Genomic DNA, 14,432 nt, shown 5'->3' with positions numbered 1-14,432 from the left:
TACAGATAAACGAGATGAATTACAACCTTTTAGAATAAACCTACTGCTTTTCCATCTTCATTTACATCCATTTGAAGTGCTGCTGGCTGTTTTGGAAGGCCTGGCATTGTTAACATTGTTCCTGTTAACGCAACGATAAACCCTGCACCGATAGATGGTTTTAGCTCACGAATTGTAACGATAAAGTCAGATGGACGACCTAATTTCGTTGCATCGTCAGAAAGAGAATATTGTGTTTTCGCCATACAAATTGGTAGGTTACTCCATCCTTCTCCTTCATATTGAGCTAATTGCTTACGTGCTTTCGGAGCAAACTCAATATCTTTTGCACCGTACACTTTTTGAGCAATTGTACGGATTTTTTCTTCTAATGGTAATTCTAATTCATAAAGTGGTGCGTAGTTGTTCTCACCTTTTTCGATTTCTTTTAACACTTTTTCAGCAAGGTCAACTCCGCCTTGGCCACCCTTCTCCCAAACTTCCGTTAAGGATACTGCATAGCCACGCTCATTGCACCACTCTTGTAAGTATGCAACTTCTGCATCTGTATCTGTAATAAATTTATTAATTGCAATTACGAAAGGTACACCGAAGCTTTGAATTGTTTCAACATGCTTCTGTAAGTTTTCCATACCTTTTGCTAATGCGTCTACATTTTCTTCTTTTAATTGATCTTTTGCAACGCCACCATGCATTTTAAGCGCACGAATCGTCGCAACAATAACAACTGCTTCTGGTTTAATGCCAGCTGCACGAGCTTTAATATCTAAAAACTTCTCAGCGCCTAAATCAGCACCGAATCCAGCTTCTGTAATAACATAATCACCTAATTTTGCTGCCATTGTTGTAGCGATAACACTGTTACAACCGTGAGCGATATTCGCAAATGGTCCGCCATGAATGATAGCTGGTGTATTTTCTAACGTTTGTACTAAGTTCGGCTTTAATGCGTCTTTTAATAATAGTGTTAACGCACCTTCTACACCTAAATCTTTAACCGTTACAGGTTGATTTGCAAAGTTATAGGCAACTACGATGCGAGATAAACGTGCTTTTAAGTCTTGAATATCTGTTGCAAGGCAGAACACGGCCATAATTTCAGATGCTACTGTAATGTCAAAACCGTCTTCACGTGGTACACCTTGTACAGGTCCACCAAGACCAATTACTACGTTACGAAGGGCACGATCATTTAAGTCAACGCAGCGTTTCCAAACGATTTTACGCGTATCAATTCCAAGTGTGTTTCCTTGTTGGATATGATTATCAATAAACGCTGCTAATGCGTTATTGGCAGTTGTGATCGCATGGATATCTCCAGTAAAGTGAAGGTTAATGTCTTCCATTGGTACGACTTGTGAAAAACCGCCACCCGCTGCTCCACCTTTTAATCCCATCGTCGGTCCAAGAGATGGTTCACGAAGTGCAATTACTGTTTTCTTACCAATTTTGTTAAAAGCTTGACCTAAACCAACTGTTACTGTTGATTTACCTTCTCCAGCTGGAGTTGGGTTAATTGCTGTTACTAAAACAACTTTACCGTCTTTCTCATCTTGTAAGCGCTTAAAAATATCAAGAGATAACTTACCTTTATAATGCCCGTATGGCTCTAATTCATCTTCTAAAATATTTAAATCAGCTGCAATTTCTTGAATCTTCTTCATACTCGCTTCTTGTGCGATTTCAATATCGGATTTCACTGTTGTAGTAGTTGTCATATACCCTAGTCCCCCTTTAATTGGTTCTGATGATATTGTATCAGTTTTTTGTATTTTCTGCACTTATTTACCTCCTAAAAATTCTTTCATTTCTTTATACGTTTTTTAACATAAATACCCATAAGAATGTTAACGATTGTTGTAACTCTGTAGGTAGTTGACCTAACATCTTCTCATTTACTCCGCGCTTATATACGCCGATGCCATCTACAACTTTAAAACCTTGTTCTTTCGCTAACTGTTCAAATTCCCAAGGCATCATCGTATTACAAACAACGTCTTTTCCGTACAAGCGAGGATAACTGTTCTCTCGTGGCTTTGCTGTCGGTCCTAAAATTGCAATACATGCATATCCATCTTTCTTTAACACACGCTTTATTTCATTTAACGCTCGTAATGGCTCTTCCGTCCATTCTAAAGAATTAATTGCCATAATTGATTCAAATTGCTCATTTTCAAATGGTAATGCAGAAAGATCTCCTTTTATAAAAGATAAATTCGGTCCTTCTCCGCGTTCCTTACCTTTTTGAATCATCACTTCCGATAAATCTACTCCCACTGCTTTATAGCCTGCGCGACTTAATTTATATGTACCGTAGCCATCACCACAACCAACATCGAGCACTTGTGCTTCTTTCTTCACGTATTGTTCAAAAAACGGAATAATTGTACTTCTGCTACCACTGTCCCACATCTCTTGACTATTTTGATTCCAAAACTCTGCGCTACTATCCCATTTCTTCTCCGCTGACTCGTGCCAATTAAATTTCGTCATACATTCCCCTACCTTCACGTATTATCATTCATTTCATTCTACATCATTTTCCAAAATTCCTGTTTTATCCCGCTTGCAGTAAGACACCTACCTCAAAATTCAATGGATGCGGATCAGTTAATGGGAGAGAACTGCTCATAAAAATCCAATTGTTGCTGGCTGATAATCAGTCCTAGTGGAAAAAATCCCACACTTTATCTTCAATAGGAGATGGATATGTTAACGATGGAATGCGTATTCTCCAATTTTTGCTTTACTTGGGTTTAACTCATACTCATGCTCTTCTCATTTTGAAAGATACTATAGATACACCCAATTGAAAGAGAGGGATGTACATGCGAAGAAAGAGAAATCATCATTTTAAAAGTGGTGAAAAAAACGAAGAGTATGCTGCTGAAATATCACCAGCTGGCATTCCAATTAGACATAAGCGTAAAGAAATTGCAAATGAGATAGAAGGTACAAATACCGGCACAATGGTAGGCTATGTCGCTTTATTTCTTTCGTTATTCTCCATTGCTTTTTATCCAGTTACGCTCGGCTCCCTAGCAATTTTAGTTGGCCTATTAGCTGTCAATTTCGGAGCAAGAACACTTGGATATACAGCAATTGGTTTTGGTAGTTTTTCTGTTTTATTTACTTTACTTTATCCGCTTGCTTTGTCAGCGTTTTAAAAAAACACACCAAGTTATACTTGGTGTGTTCATTCATGATACAACATAATATGACCGCATCCACAACAATGTTTCGCTGTAATTTCTTGAAACACTGGATAATTTTCTTCATCTCGATGCTCAATAAATACTTTTTCAAATCGATACATGTTTGGTGCATATGCCCAATCTTGTTTCGTACGTGCATATAACGTTGAGGAAAAAAACTCCTCACCACCGCAAACGATACATGTGTTCTTCATCGCTACCCCTCCTATGCTTGTCTTACTTCATCTATATGAACATAAGCATAAAAAAAAGACCTTCTATTACTAGAAAGTCTTCTCTGAAACAAAAAGAAATGTACCAAACATTCCTACTCCGCTATATTCTTTTGAAACACCAGCTTCTGTTTTAAATGTTTGCTTTACAGTCATAAAGAATACACCATTTCGTGCATCTGTACTTTCAAATTGTAGTTTTTCTTTTTTACCATCTACATTTTGCGTGCATTCAAAACTACTCTCATTACAATTCAACGCATACTTATCCTCTACATACACTTTAAAATCTGATTCTTTCGGACAAGTTATAAGTAATATTGCCACGAGAATAATACTTATAATACCCACAATTGTATAATATTTCTTCATTTGTACTCCTTTCAAATGACAAGAAAACTTGACTTCATACGCCAAGTTTTCTTAGTCAACAACCCATTGCCACTCTTGTTCTTTCTTATCAAAAATGAGCCAACCTGTTTCTGTTGCTTCCTCTTTCAATTCATCGATATTATCTAACACCTCATCCGTACTTTCATACGAACCAACTACATATACCGGAATTTCAAGACCTCTTCTTGACTCAATCTTCCCTGCTAGATCTATGTAAAGACCATCTTCCATTAGTGGAATCAGTCCCATGATCAATTCTTTTGAAATTGCTGGGAAAATTTTTGATTTTTGGAAGAAAGAAAAACGTTTCTTACCGAAAGCACCGAGTTTATACGGAATGACTTTACTTAACATTCCTACAAAATCAGCAATTCTACGATAATACACTTTGTTGTACCATCCGTCATCATGTGAAAAATAAACAAATCGATTTTTCAACAGCGGAAAGAATGTTCTTGCAAGTGGTTCTTTTTTGTGAGCCAAATATAATAATTCTGCAATTTCTTTCGGCTCTAATTCATCTAAATCGCTTGCATCATCAAAATCTACCCAACAAAATTCATCAAATTCATCAATCTCTGCTTGAATTAACTTATGTATATTTTCTTCCTCAACATATTCAAATAAAGTATGATAATGAAAATCCGTCCATTCAAAGTTGTGCTTCAAAAGCAACACTTGATGAAGCGGTGAAGGGATGTTACTCGCAAACTCTTTAAACGTAATTCCTGATGTAATAAAACAATGACCTCGACGATTACCATTAATATATATCATATTCTTTACTTGGTCAGATCCTCCAGACAAAGCACCTAGCCACCTTCGTTTTATATGTTTCAATTCTATAGCATATTTTAACATGAAAAATTTTAGAAACATAGAAAAAACTTCAAAAACTATTTACAATTTCATGTGTTTTATTACATAGTGATTACAAGAAAAAACGCCTGCTCATAAGCAGGCGTTTTTAAAGGATTTCATCAGGGTTTTGAGGATGATGATTTCCCTCTTTCTTTTCTTCTTTTTGGAACATCGATTGAATTTTATCAATTGTTTGTGGAGCTAATTCAATCATTTTTTCTGCTAAATGTGTCGCATTTTGTAAATGAAGAATATTTACTCCATCTTTATTCACCACAAGAAATGCTACTGGTGTAATAGAAACACCACCCGCGCTACCGCCACCAAATGCAGCGTTACCGTTTGCTCTTTGTCCATCATTCGTTTTGAAATCAGAACCTCCTGCTCCAAAACCGAACGCTACTTTAGAAACCGTTAACACTACACCACCGTCAGCCGTTTGAACAGGCTCTCCAACAATCGTATTTACATCGACCATTTCTTTTAAATTTTCCATTGCTGCTTTCATTAACCCTTGAATTGGATGATCCACCGTTCATAACCTCCTTTGTCATATCTTTCCTAGTTTTTCCGAAAGTTTGTGAACTAAACATAAAATTTTATATTGATTTCAAAAAACTTAAGTTGTAATATTTAGAAAAATAAAAAAAGAGGTCGATTCGTTATGATGCGAAAATTAACAAAGAAAGATCATGAACAAGTATTCGCTTATCTAAAAGAAGAAGCAGCCCTTAACTTGTTTATTATTGGAGATATTGAAGCTTTCGGTTATGACACAGATTTTCAAGAATTATGGGGAGTATTTAAAGAGAATGGAACATTAAAATCAATTCTACTCCGATTCCACGATTCATTTATACCCTATAGTAAAGAAGAATTTATTACCACTGATTATGAGGCACTTCTTTCCACATATAAGCCACTTAAACTCTCTGGTAAGTCAACCATTGTAGAAAAGTTTGAAACTGCTCCAAGTCTACAATTAGGCGTCAAAAATGAAATGTATTTTTGTGAATGTCTAAATGACAACAACTTACCTGACACGCCTATTCATGAAACGATTAAACTTGCGTCACTCGATGATATAGAACGAATTATGAAATTACGAAGTGACATTGCTGAATTTCCGACTACCAATGAATCAGAGAAAATATTAAGGCAGGCTATCGAAACGAATACAGGACGCACATACTATATTGAAAAAGATGGCGTGATCATCGCATCCGCCTCTACTTCCGCTGAAAATTCATTATCCGCTATGGTAGTTGGTGTATGTACACACCCGAATTATCGCGGAAATGGTTACGCTTCACTCATATTACAAAAAATGATCCAAGACTTTACGAAAGAAGGCCGAACACTTTGTTTATTTTATAACAATCCAGCTGCTGGACGAATTTATAAACGACTAGGATTTAAAGACATTGGAATGTGGACGATGTATCGATAATAAGAGATACTCTATAAACGAAAATAGTTGTAACTTAGCAATAAAAGCTGATTACACAAAAACCCCACACCGTTATTATGAAGAAACTACTTGTAAAGCCATGCCCCTAACTAAAACATGTCATGTATTCAAGCTAATTTTAGATAGATAAACGCCCCAATTGTTGCATCTACTCCAGCAATTGGGGCGTTTATCCTCAAATTCTTTCCACTATATTTATGAAATATTTATCACACCTATGTCGCTATTATCTTTACGTGCAAATGCCCTTCTTAATATTACTGCTTCTTATTATACTGTGCTTTAAAATCAATATATTCCTGTTTCGCATCTTGGTTATTGCCTTGGTGACTATCAAAAGATGTATGTATTTGTGATATGTATTTCACTAACTTGCCTTCATCATTTCTTTTCTTATAATTTATTACAATACTTACTTCCAATATCTGCTTTGAACCATTTTTAGAATCAATATGCAATGCGATTGATCCACCATCATATTCATCATATTGTATTTTCAACTTATCATTAATGATACTCTGAAACTCTAATTCAGTTAGTTTGTATCCAACAGTACTAGGCTGATCAAACTTTTTTATATCATCCCCGGGCTTCATCTTTAGTTTCCCTATCCCTTTTAAACGATCTACAATTAAGTTCACATATGAAACATCTAGATTTGAATCCGGACTTTGCACCTTTTCATTTTTATACATAATATTTGTACTATAATTAACTTCTTCTTTATAATTTTTATTATATACTTCCGAGGTAATTTCTTGTGTTGTATTTCCATATAAACTTTTATCTTTCGTATTATATATGCCTTTCGAAGTTTGATAGATTGTTTTACTATGCTCTCCATCTTCCTTTTGCTCATATGTACTATATATGCCTCTTTGTGCCACAAAAGCATACCCATCATCACTCGCAGACATAACCTTTTTCATGTCACCTTCATCCAATGCCTTAACAAATGGCTCATACTCTATCTTTTCTTCAAAAAAACTACATGCTTGTAATAGGCTGATTGCTATTATGATCGGAATTATTTTAGAAACCCTTTTTTTATTCATTTCATCATCACACTACTCTCTACATTTTCAACCAGATAATCTTTTAATCATATTACATAATTTGAATTTTTCAGTAGTTAAAATACTCTCATTTAAACCACTACTCTTTTCACCATCAAACTTACAATACACACTTTCTTTATGCCTTACGTTTCGATTTACTTTTTTATTTTTCTTTTGATATCTTGGAGTTTCTCTTTTATGTTGCTCCCACGTTTTATTAAATGACGGAAATTTAAACCTGCAATATACTAATAGCTGAAATTCAGCTGCCCCGATAGCTATTGTATACATTAAAACAGTACCTATTATATATCCAATAAAAGTATCAAACGCATAATCATTATGAAAATAAATCAAAATAAGAAGGATTAATGCGTATATTAAAGTAACTTTCATCATAATTCCTTTTGTTTTACTAAAAAAGGAAGCGGATCTTTCATCCATACTAAATGCACCTTCACTTGCCTGTTTAAACGTATCAATTGTTGTCAAAATATGAAAAATTACTGCTCCTAAAAATAATAATCCTGCATACAGTAATGTAATCTGATCAATTGAATTATTAGCCATTTTAGTACCAATCAAAACTACGAGTAATATTATTGCCATTTGAAATGCATTTAATATTACAACAATTGTTTGTAGCTTTTGAAATTTATAACGAGCTTTAGGGAATAAATATAGTATTAAAAACATTACTTGCAAACCATATAACACTAATTCAACCCTAACAATTACTTTATCAAACACAGTGGTATAATAATCTATTCCCCCAAAAAGAATTATAATCATGAACAATGAAGTATAAAATATTGTTCCGAGCATAAAACCCGCAGCACCTTCAGGACTTAAACGCCCTTGACATGTCATTCGAAACTTACCTAGATCTTCTTCTTTTATATTCCACACCCTGACATTTCACCTTCTATACAGTTTAAATAATTTTCATTCACTTCAATTCTATTTCACTCTTATTTACTTTTCGATTTGGATTTTGTATTTTGCTTTCGAATTCTCCCACGCATTCTCTCATTCTCTTCCCATGACATATGAAATGACTTGAATTTAAATCTATAATACACCAATAGTTGAAATTCTGCCGCTCCGATTGCAACCGCATACATTAAAACAGTTCCTACTCCATACATAACAAAAAAATCAATTGAATAATCATTTTGAAAATACATTAAAATAAGTAGTATTAATATATATATTATAGCCCCCTTTATCATAGCTCCTTTTGTCTTACTAAAAAACGAGGTGGATCTTTCATCACCATTAAATGCACCTTCACTTGCTTGTTTAAATGTATCTAGCGTTGCTACAATATGAATAATAACTGCTCCTACAAATAGTAGCCCAGTATACATCCTACCAATTGAATTGTCAGCCATTTCAGAAACAATCGAAACTACAAATAATATCGTTCCAAGCTGAAACGCATATAATAATATAACGAGCGTTTGTAACTTTTGAAATTTAAAACATGCTTTCGGAAATAGATATATAATTAAAAATATAATTTGAATAATAAATAACACAATTTCAGTTTTAACAATAGTTCTATCAAAAAAATTATTGTAGTAATTCAAATCCCCTACAAAAATAATAAACATAAATATTGAAATATAAAATATTGTTCCAAACATAAAACCCGCAGCACCTTCAGGACTTAAGCGATCTTGACATGTTATTCGAAATTCATCTAAATCTTCTTCTTTTATGTTCCACATTTGTTAGCTCCACCTTTCCCCGAACTATAGTATATTACCAAAATAAAGATGCAATTTTCTTAGTCACTGATTTTATACCTTTTTATTTTCATCGCCACTCTTAACCATCTCTTTTGTTGTACTGCGCCTTGTATTTTAAATATTCCTGTCTCGCATCTTGGTTATTATCCTGTTTTCTATTAAAATACGTTATTATTTGGAACATATTTTCTACTAATTTTCCATCCTCATTCTTTTCTTTAAAGTCTATATCTATCCTCATTTGCAAAATTTGTTTTGGATTTTTTGGGGCATCCAGGCGCAATACGATTGTTGCTCCATCAAATTCATCGTATTGTATCTTTAATTTATTATTAATAATATCTTTAAATTCAGATTCAGTTAGTCGATATCCGACTGAATTAGGCCGATCAAAATTTTTTATATCATTCTCGGGCTTCATCTTTAGTTTCCCTATCCCATTTAAACGATCTACAATTAAGTTTACGTATGAAACATCTAGATTTGAATCCGAACTTTTCACCTGTCCATTTTCATACTTAACATGAGTACTATAAATAGTTTGTTTTTTATAATTTTCATTTGTCCTTTTCCCCTTGTCTTTTTCTATATCGGTCGCAACTGTTTGTATCGCCTCTCCATATAAACTTTTATCTTTTGTATTATATACACCTTCCGTAGTTTGACGAATTATCTTACTGTGCTCTCCATCTTCTTTTTGCTCAAACGTACTATAAATACCTCTTTGAGTCACATAAGCATATCCATCATCACTCGCAGACATTACCGTACTCATGTCCTCTTCATCCAATGCCTTTACTAATCTCTCATACTCTATTTTTGTTTCCCCGAAACTGCACGCGCTTAGTAAAAACGTTACAGTCATTACAATAACTATTTTTTTAACTAACCTTTTACTCATACCATAACTACACCTTTCCCCTTATTTTATACATTACTTGCTATTTGAATATTGTTTTTCATACTTCTCATATCGGGTTTTAGAAGCTTTATCGTTATCTTCTTTACTATTTAAATAGATTGCTATTTTTTGATCATGCCTTATTAATCTGCCTTCTTTATTCTTTTTTTCATATCCCATTGTGATGCTTATTGTAGTGAATTCCATTGGATTTTCTTTTGAATCTTTCGCCGAACTAAATTCCATTAATAATATTGCTTCATCAAATTTATCGTAGTCCACCTTTAACTTATCATTAATTATTTCTTGAAATTCCGATTCGGTTAAGTAATATGTTACCTTGGATGACTCACTAAATCTTTTTTTATCTTTTTTGGGTCTTAAACTATCTATTCCCTTTAATCTATTAAATATAAATCGAACATTCGAAACATCCAAATTTTGATCTGGACTTTTTGATTGATTATCTTCATATTTAATACTAGTTCTATATACAATCTCTTCTTTTTTTTGCTCACTATTTAATGAACTAGCAATTTCTTGCAAAGTTGTTCCATAGAACTTTTTTTCTTTAATATTGTATACTCCTCCTGTTGTTTGATATACAACGCTAATGCGATTATCATTTTCCGCCCCAAACGTGCTATCCCTAACCTCTTCTTTCACATAAGCATACCCATCATCACTCGCAGACATAGCCGTCTTCATATCACCTTCATCCAATGCCTTTACTAATCTCTCATACTCTATCTTCGTCTCCCCAAAACCACATCCACTTAATAAATTTGCTATTATTGACAGAACTATCATCATCTTGGTTTTCTTCTTTAACTTCATACTGACACCCCGTTGATTTCTCTAGGCATTTTTAAGTTCATTATGTTCCTTTTTGGAAAGTAATACATCTCACCTTTACTTACTGATATTTACTTACTCGTACAGATTATATTGAAGATGCTTTAATTTTTAATAGCATTGATTTATATACAATCCTTAATTGCTTATATATTCTATTCGAATTTTCAGAAACCAAAACTTATTTTATTTCTTTCGCTTTCTTTTCCTCCCTCTCTTTATAACGTTTTAAGAATTCCTGACGTTCCCTTTCATGCTCCTCCCACGAAATATAAAATGATGGAAATTTAAATCTACAATAGGCTAATAATTGGAACTCTCCTGCACCTATGGCTACCGAATATAGTATAAGGGTCAATACGGCATACCAACCTATTTGCTCTATCGTATAATCATTATTAATATAAATTAAGATTAAGAGAGTTAATACATATAGTATAGAGGCAATCATTAATAAATCTTTTGTCTTACTAAAAAATGAAACTGAATTTTCCCACTTACTAAATGCGCCTTTGCTAGCTTGCTTAAAGGTATTAATTGTTGTAAAAATATGAATAATAAAAGCTCCTAACAATAATAAGGCTACATAAGTCAATGTAATACGATCATTTGAATAACCGAAAATACTCGAAACAACTACTGTTACAAATCCTATAGTCGCAAGTTGAAGTGCATATAACAATATAACTATAGCTTGTAACTTTTGAAATCTAAAACGGGCTTTGGGAAATAAATATACAATAAGAAAAATGATTTGTAAGCTATACAAACATAACTCTATTTTAATAATTGTTTCCTCTAGTAAACTAGGATATACTGACCAACCAAATTTCACCAAACCATAAATTACACCTAACATGATTAATGAGGTATATATGATTGAGCCTAGCATAAAACCTACAGCAGCTTCAGGACTTAAACGGTTTCTACATGTTATTTTAAATGCATCTAAATCTTTTTCTTTTATGTTCCACATATAATGACACCACCTTTTCTAAAAACATGTATTAACTCTATTTTTGTAGACAAACTGAGAGTTAATACATGTTTTTGGTATTTCATATTAAACTAGCTTTTTTACTTTTTCTAATAAACATAAAATACAACAGTAACATTGATATTAACCCTATCCTACCGCCCAATCCCCCTCCATATTCTTCTAGATATATGCAAAGAAATATACTACCAATAAAAAATATTATTCCAAAGATAACAATCCACTTCTCCAGAAACTGTGCTACTTTATATAGAATTAAAAGATAAACATGATCCCGACAATAATAGGTACTATTACACTTTCAAATAAACCTTTTTCTGTTTTTACAGTTTTGGGATCTTTATTCAAGATATTACATCCCTCCCTTTACTAGTTAACTTATGAATAATGCATTTATTCTATATAAGTTTACAATTATCATTTACAACTTTCATTTCAGTTTTTGTTTCGCTTTTGTTCTTTCTCTCTTATTCTTTTTCTATTTGCTATAAATTCGTGGCGTTCCTTTTCATGTTGTTCCCACGTAATACTAGATATTTAGATTCTTATTCAATCAAAAATAGACTTTCCTCTTTCCATGTTGGAAGAGGAAAGTCTATTTATTTCTAAATATATTATAGCCCTTGTTTTATTAATAATTGTTACTTATTATTTTCAGCCTTGTTCTTTATCGTTTTTACAAATTCATTTCGCCATATTTTAAAATTATGAGCAAATTTTCCTTCAATAGAATTTTTATACCCTTCAAATTTCACTTCTAAAATATCAAAGTCATTGAATAATTTATATGTCTCTGCCGTCAAACCTACTGGGTGTAATACCCCACCATAATCATAGAAAGTGTCTTCATCGAGAAGTATTCCTCTTGTAGTAATTACATACTCTACATCTTTTTCTTCCTCAGTACTCAACCTCACTACACTTCCTAAAGGCAAAACTTTCTCCATATAATCTTTCATATTAATTCACCGATCCTTTTAATACGATAATTTTCTCTTCTATTTTTTGTCGCCTTTTTTCTAATTGGCGGATACGATCAATAAAAGCATCACGTGTTTTACCTTGCAAACTATTATCAATACTACTTTCTAATCTTCTAATATCTCCTGTCAAAGATACAGCTGCTTTTTCAAGTTGCATAACAACGTTAATAATTTGATCTCGCCCACCACTGTCCGGAAATGTACTATGAACCCTCGACATTATCATATGTAAATCCATCCTCATACCCCCTTCCTTAACATTTATCAATAATAGGAAACCGAAGCTAACTCTTCATCTTTTGCTATCATAGAAATTACCGCATCTGTTACATCTTGACTTAACTCTTTTAAATCATTTGAAAGTTCGTTCACATCTCTGGAAATCTCTACTAATAATGAACGATTTAATCCTCTACTACCATCATTCATAAAATAGTTTAATAATGATTGGCGATGGCTTCTTACATAATCTCCAGCAATTGAAGCAATATTTGTATCAATTTCAAAGTCACCTTTAAATACATCTAAAATATCTTGAACAAGAGAAGATGCTACTTCTTTTGCAATTGCTATAATTTCATCACGGGATAAATAAAGAATGATGCATCCTACTAAAAAATCTACAGCTGCGTTAAATACTGATTCTAACACTTCAAGTACCTTTTCCTTACATTTTGCTAATTTATTCTCTATCCAATCCACAGCCGCATTCACCTGATTTCTAACTTCTTGTATAACTTCCTTACTAAATTTCAAAGCTTTTTTTCCTGTTTCTACACCTATACTTGCTATTTTTGTTGCTAGAGCACTAGTATCTCCCACTACTGTTATTGCAACTAGAATTGCACTGACTGGGGTTCCATTTACCACTAAATCCACTACAACTTCTTCTGTTGTACTTAATGTTTTTTTTCCAGTGATTCCTTTATATAGGTCCCCAGCAGATTCTGATATTTCTAAAAAACCAAATTTCCAATCAAATCCTGTTTCGCTAACCTTTTTCAATTTATCTATTGCTACATTCCCATTCCTAGAATAAAACTTTGGATCATATAAAAAAGAATGCCCTTCCCCATTTTCCATTTTATAAACCTGTCCAGGTATTACAAAATCTGCGGCCTTAATGGCGCCATACAAAGGATCATATTCATTTATAAGACTGCGGCAATTTTTCATATTGGTTCCGTATCCGTACTTAACCACATCTTTATTTAAAACAGGCGCAGGATTTAAAGCTAATACGTTTATATTATCTTCTTGATGTCTTAATGCAACTGTATTCGCTGCTCCGCCACCTAAGGAGTGCCCTAGTAAAGTTATCTTCTTTCCTTTATTCTTCGCCTTGACTTTTTCATAAAATTTTTCTGCTTGACTATACTGAAATTCCGCTAATGACCCCAATATAGGTGAATTAGTTAAATTATGTAGCCCAATTGCTCCATCGGTTGCTAAATCACCTATTTGGCTCGGTTGGGTTCCAACGTATACAATGAAAATTTCATGCGTGTTTCTATCCTCTAAAGCATACGCCCCAAATCCAGTTACTGAATGAATATCATCAGAAGCTATAATATTAGCATTAAAGTTGTCTTGTAACTTCTGTTTATTTATTATTGGATCAGAATTATTATATTTTTTTTCTTGTGCATTATAATCATAAATATCTTTTGCCGATAATCTTAATTTTCCTACATCACTACTTAATTTATAATCTTCCTCATTCACCATATTC

16 protein-coding genes and 2 pseudogenes are annotated in these 14,432 nt (G+C 33.1%); 2 read left to right on the top strand and 16 right to left on the bottom strand.

Annotated features, from left to right (window positions below; genetic code table 11):
- Window positions 1-29: 29 nt before the first annotated feature.
- Both ES895_RS08045 and ES895_RS08040 read right to left on the bottom strand, forming a co-directional pair.
- The gene (locus ES895_RS08045; protein ID WP_033667355.1) at window positions 30-1,718 is read right to left on the bottom strand and encodes a formate--tetrahydrofolate ligase; all 1,689 of its coding nucleotides are present in this window, start codon (window positions 1,716-1,718) and stop codon (window positions 30-32) included.
- Window positions 1,719-1,812: 94 nt separating this feature from the next.
- Entirely contained in the window at window positions 1,813-2,493 is a 681-nt protein-coding gene (locus tag ES895_RS08040; protein WP_000160044.1) for a class I SAM-dependent methyltransferase, read from the bottom strand.
- 335 nt (window positions 2,494-2,828) lie between these two features.
- Between ES895_RS08040 and ES895_RS08035 the strand changes: the two genes are divergently transcribed.
- A complete protein-coding gene (locus ES895_RS08035) occupies window positions 2,829-3,167 on the top strand; it encodes a hypothetical protein (protein ID WP_001253202.1) in 339 nt (112 codons plus the stop codon).
- A 29-nt stretch (window positions 3,168-3,196) separates the two neighbouring features.
- Here ES895_RS08035 and ES895_RS08030 read toward each other — a convergent pair whose 3' ends face one another.
- From ES895_RS08030 to ytfJ, 4 genes are all read right to left on the bottom strand, one after another.
- The gene (locus tag ES895_RS08030) at window positions 3,197-3,409 is read right to left on the bottom strand and encodes a hypothetical protein (RefSeq protein ID WP_000798747.1); all 213 of its coding nucleotides are present in this window, start codon (window positions 3,407-3,409) and stop codon (window positions 3,197-3,199) included.
- 69 nt (window positions 3,410-3,478) lie between these two features.
- The gene (locus ES895_RS08025) at window positions 3,479-3,799 is read right to left on the bottom strand and encodes a hypothetical protein (protein WP_000761171.1); all 321 of its coding nucleotides are present in this window, start codon (window positions 3,797-3,799) and stop codon (window positions 3,479-3,481) included.
- A 51-nt stretch (window positions 3,800-3,850) separates the two neighbouring features.
- Window positions 3,851-4,627: an oxalate:formate antiporter gene (locus ES895_RS08020; RefSeq protein ID WP_000014087.1), complete on the bottom strand. Its 777-nt coding sequence runs from the start codon at window positions 4,625-4,627 to the stop codon at window positions 3,851-3,853.
- A 160-nt stretch (window positions 4,628-4,787) separates the two neighbouring features.
- On the bottom strand, window positions 4,788-5,213 hold the full coding sequence (gene ytfJ, locus ES895_RS08015) for a GerW family sporulation protein (protein ID WP_048558214.1): 426 nt from the start codon (window positions 5,211-5,213) through the stop codon (window positions 4,788-4,790).
- Between the two features lie 132 nt (window positions 5,214-5,345).
- Here ytfJ and ES895_RS08010 point away from each other — a divergent pair, with 132 nt between their 5' ends.
- Window positions 5,346-6,131 (top strand): GNAT family N-acetyltransferase, encoded by a 786-nt coding sequence (locus ES895_RS08010; RefSeq protein WP_135238276.1) that lies wholly within the window; start codon window positions 5,346-5,348, stop codon window positions 6,129-6,131.
- Window positions 6,132-6,409: 278 nt separating this feature from the next.
- On the opposite strand, the gene ES895_RS08005 is transcribed toward ES895_RS08010, so the two are convergent.
- The 10 genes and pseudogenes from ES895_RS08005 to ES895_RS07965 all read right to left on the bottom strand — a co-directional run bounded on the left by ES895_RS08005 (window position 6,410) and on the right by ES895_RS07965 (window position 14,428).
- Entirely contained in the window at window positions 6,410-7,183 is a 774-nt protein-coding gene (locus ES895_RS08005) for a DUF3952 domain-containing protein (RefSeq protein ID WP_135238305.1), read from the bottom strand.
- Between the two features lie 163 nt (window positions 7,184-7,346).
- Window positions 7,347-8,119: pseudogene (locus tag ES895_RS08000) on the bottom strand (hypothetical protein).
- A gap of 62 nt (window positions 8,120-8,181) precedes the next feature.
- On the bottom strand, window positions 8,182-8,943 hold the full coding sequence (locus ES895_RS07995) for a hypothetical protein (RefSeq protein WP_135238275.1): 762 nt from the start codon (window positions 8,941-8,943) through the stop codon (window positions 8,182-8,184).
- A gap of 100 nt (window positions 8,944-9,043) precedes the next feature.
- Complete coding sequence (locus tag ES895_RS07990; RefSeq protein ID WP_135238274.1) at window positions 9,044-9,865, bottom strand: DUF3952 domain-containing protein; 822 nt, start codon at window positions 9,863-9,865, stop codon at window positions 9,044-9,046.
- A gap of 33 nt (window positions 9,866-9,898) precedes the next feature.
- Window positions 9,899-10,702 carry a DUF3952 domain-containing protein gene (locus tag ES895_RS07985; RefSeq protein ID WP_025710414.1) on the bottom strand — a complete coding sequence of 268 codons (804 nt, stop codon included), beginning with the start codon at window positions 10,700-10,702 and terminating at the stop codon, window positions 9,899-9,901.
- Window positions 10,703-10,901: 199 nt separating this feature from the next.
- Window positions 10,902-11,696, bottom strand: a complete 795-nt coding sequence (locus ES895_RS07980; protein WP_025710415.1) for a hypothetical protein — start codon at window positions 11,694-11,696, stop codon at window positions 10,902-10,904.
- A gap of 82 nt (window positions 11,697-11,778) precedes the next feature.
- Window positions 11,779-12,065, bottom strand: a pseudogene (locus ES895_RS30075) (hypothetical protein).
- Between the two features lie 293 nt (window positions 12,066-12,358).
- Window positions 12,359-12,676, bottom strand: coding sequence for a DUF4176 domain-containing protein (locus tag ES895_RS07975; protein WP_000656387.1), 318 nt, complete (start codon window positions 12,674-12,676; stop codon window positions 12,359-12,361).
- Between the two features lies 1 nt (window position 12,677).
- Window positions 12,678-12,938, bottom strand: coding sequence for a hypothetical protein (locus ES895_RS07970; RefSeq protein WP_000363091.1), 261 nt, complete (start codon window positions 12,936-12,938; stop codon window positions 12,678-12,680).
- Window positions 12,939-12,964: 26 nt separating this feature from the next.
- A complete protein-coding gene (locus ES895_RS07965) occupies window positions 12,965-14,428 on the bottom strand; it encodes a lipase family protein (protein WP_025710416.1) in 1,464 nt (487 codons plus the stop codon).
- Between the last annotated feature and the right edge of the window lie 4 nt (window positions 14,429-14,432).

It is taken from the genome of Bacillus sp. 007/AIA-02/001 (genome assembly GCF_004634455.1).
GTDB classification, from domain to species: Bacteria; Bacillota; Bacilli; order Bacillales; family Bacillaceae_G; genus Bacillus_A; species Bacillus_A cereus.
The sequence above is the reverse complement of the archived record's forward strand: the minus strand, read 5'-3'. Positions and strand labels throughout refer to the sequence as shown.

Bases quoted from the DNA above. Each gene is read 5' to 3' on its own strand.
- ES895_RS08045 (WP_033667355.1), bottom strand. From the start codon at position 1,718: ATGACAACTACTACAACAGTGAAATCCGATATTGAAATCGCACAAGAA.
- ES895_RS08040 (WP_000160044.1), bottom strand. From the start codon at position 2,493: ATGACGAAATTTAATTGGCACGAGTCAGCGGAGAAGAAATGGGATAGT.
- ES895_RS08035 (WP_001253202.1), top strand. From the start codon at position 2,829: ATGCGAAGAAAGAGAAATCATCATTTTAAAAGTGGTGAAAAAAACGAA.
- ES895_RS08030 (WP_000798747.1), bottom strand. From the start codon at position 3,409: ATGAAGAACACATGTATCGTTTGCGGTGGTGAGGAGTTTTTTTCCTCA.
- ES895_RS08025 (WP_000761171.1), bottom strand. From the start codon at position 3,799: ATGAAGAAATATTATACAATTGTGGGTATTATAAGTATTATTCTCGTG.
- ES895_RS08010 (WP_135238276.1), top strand. From the start codon at position 5,346: ATGATGCGAAAATTAACAAAGAAAGATCATGAACAAGTATTCGCTTAT.
- ES895_RS07995 (WP_135238275.1), bottom strand. From the start codon at position 8,943: ATGTGGAACATAAAAGAAGAAGATTTAGATGAATTTCGAATAACATGT.
- ES895_RS07990 (WP_135238274.1), bottom strand. From the start codon at position 9,865: ATGAGTAAAAGGTTAGTTAAAAAAATAGTTATTGTAATGACTGTAACG.
- ES895_RS07985 (WP_025710414.1), bottom strand. From the start codon at position 10,702: ATGAAGTTAAAGAAGAAAACCAAGATGATGATAGTTCTGTCAATAATA.
- ES895_RS07980 (WP_025710415.1), bottom strand. From the start codon at position 11,696: ATGTGGAACATAAAAGAAAAAGATTTAGATGCATTTAAAATAACATGT.
- ES895_RS07975 (WP_000656387.1), bottom strand. From the start codon at position 12,676: ATGAAAGATTATATGGAGAAAGTTTTGCCTTTAGGAAGTGTAGTGAGG.
- ES895_RS07970 (WP_000363091.1), bottom strand. From the start codon at position 12,938: ATGGATTTACATATGATAATGTCGAGGGTTCATAGTACATTTCCGGAC.
- ES895_RS07965 (WP_025710416.1), bottom strand. From the start codon at position 14,428: ATGGTGAATGAGGAAGATTATAAATTAAGTAGTGATGTAGGAAAATTA.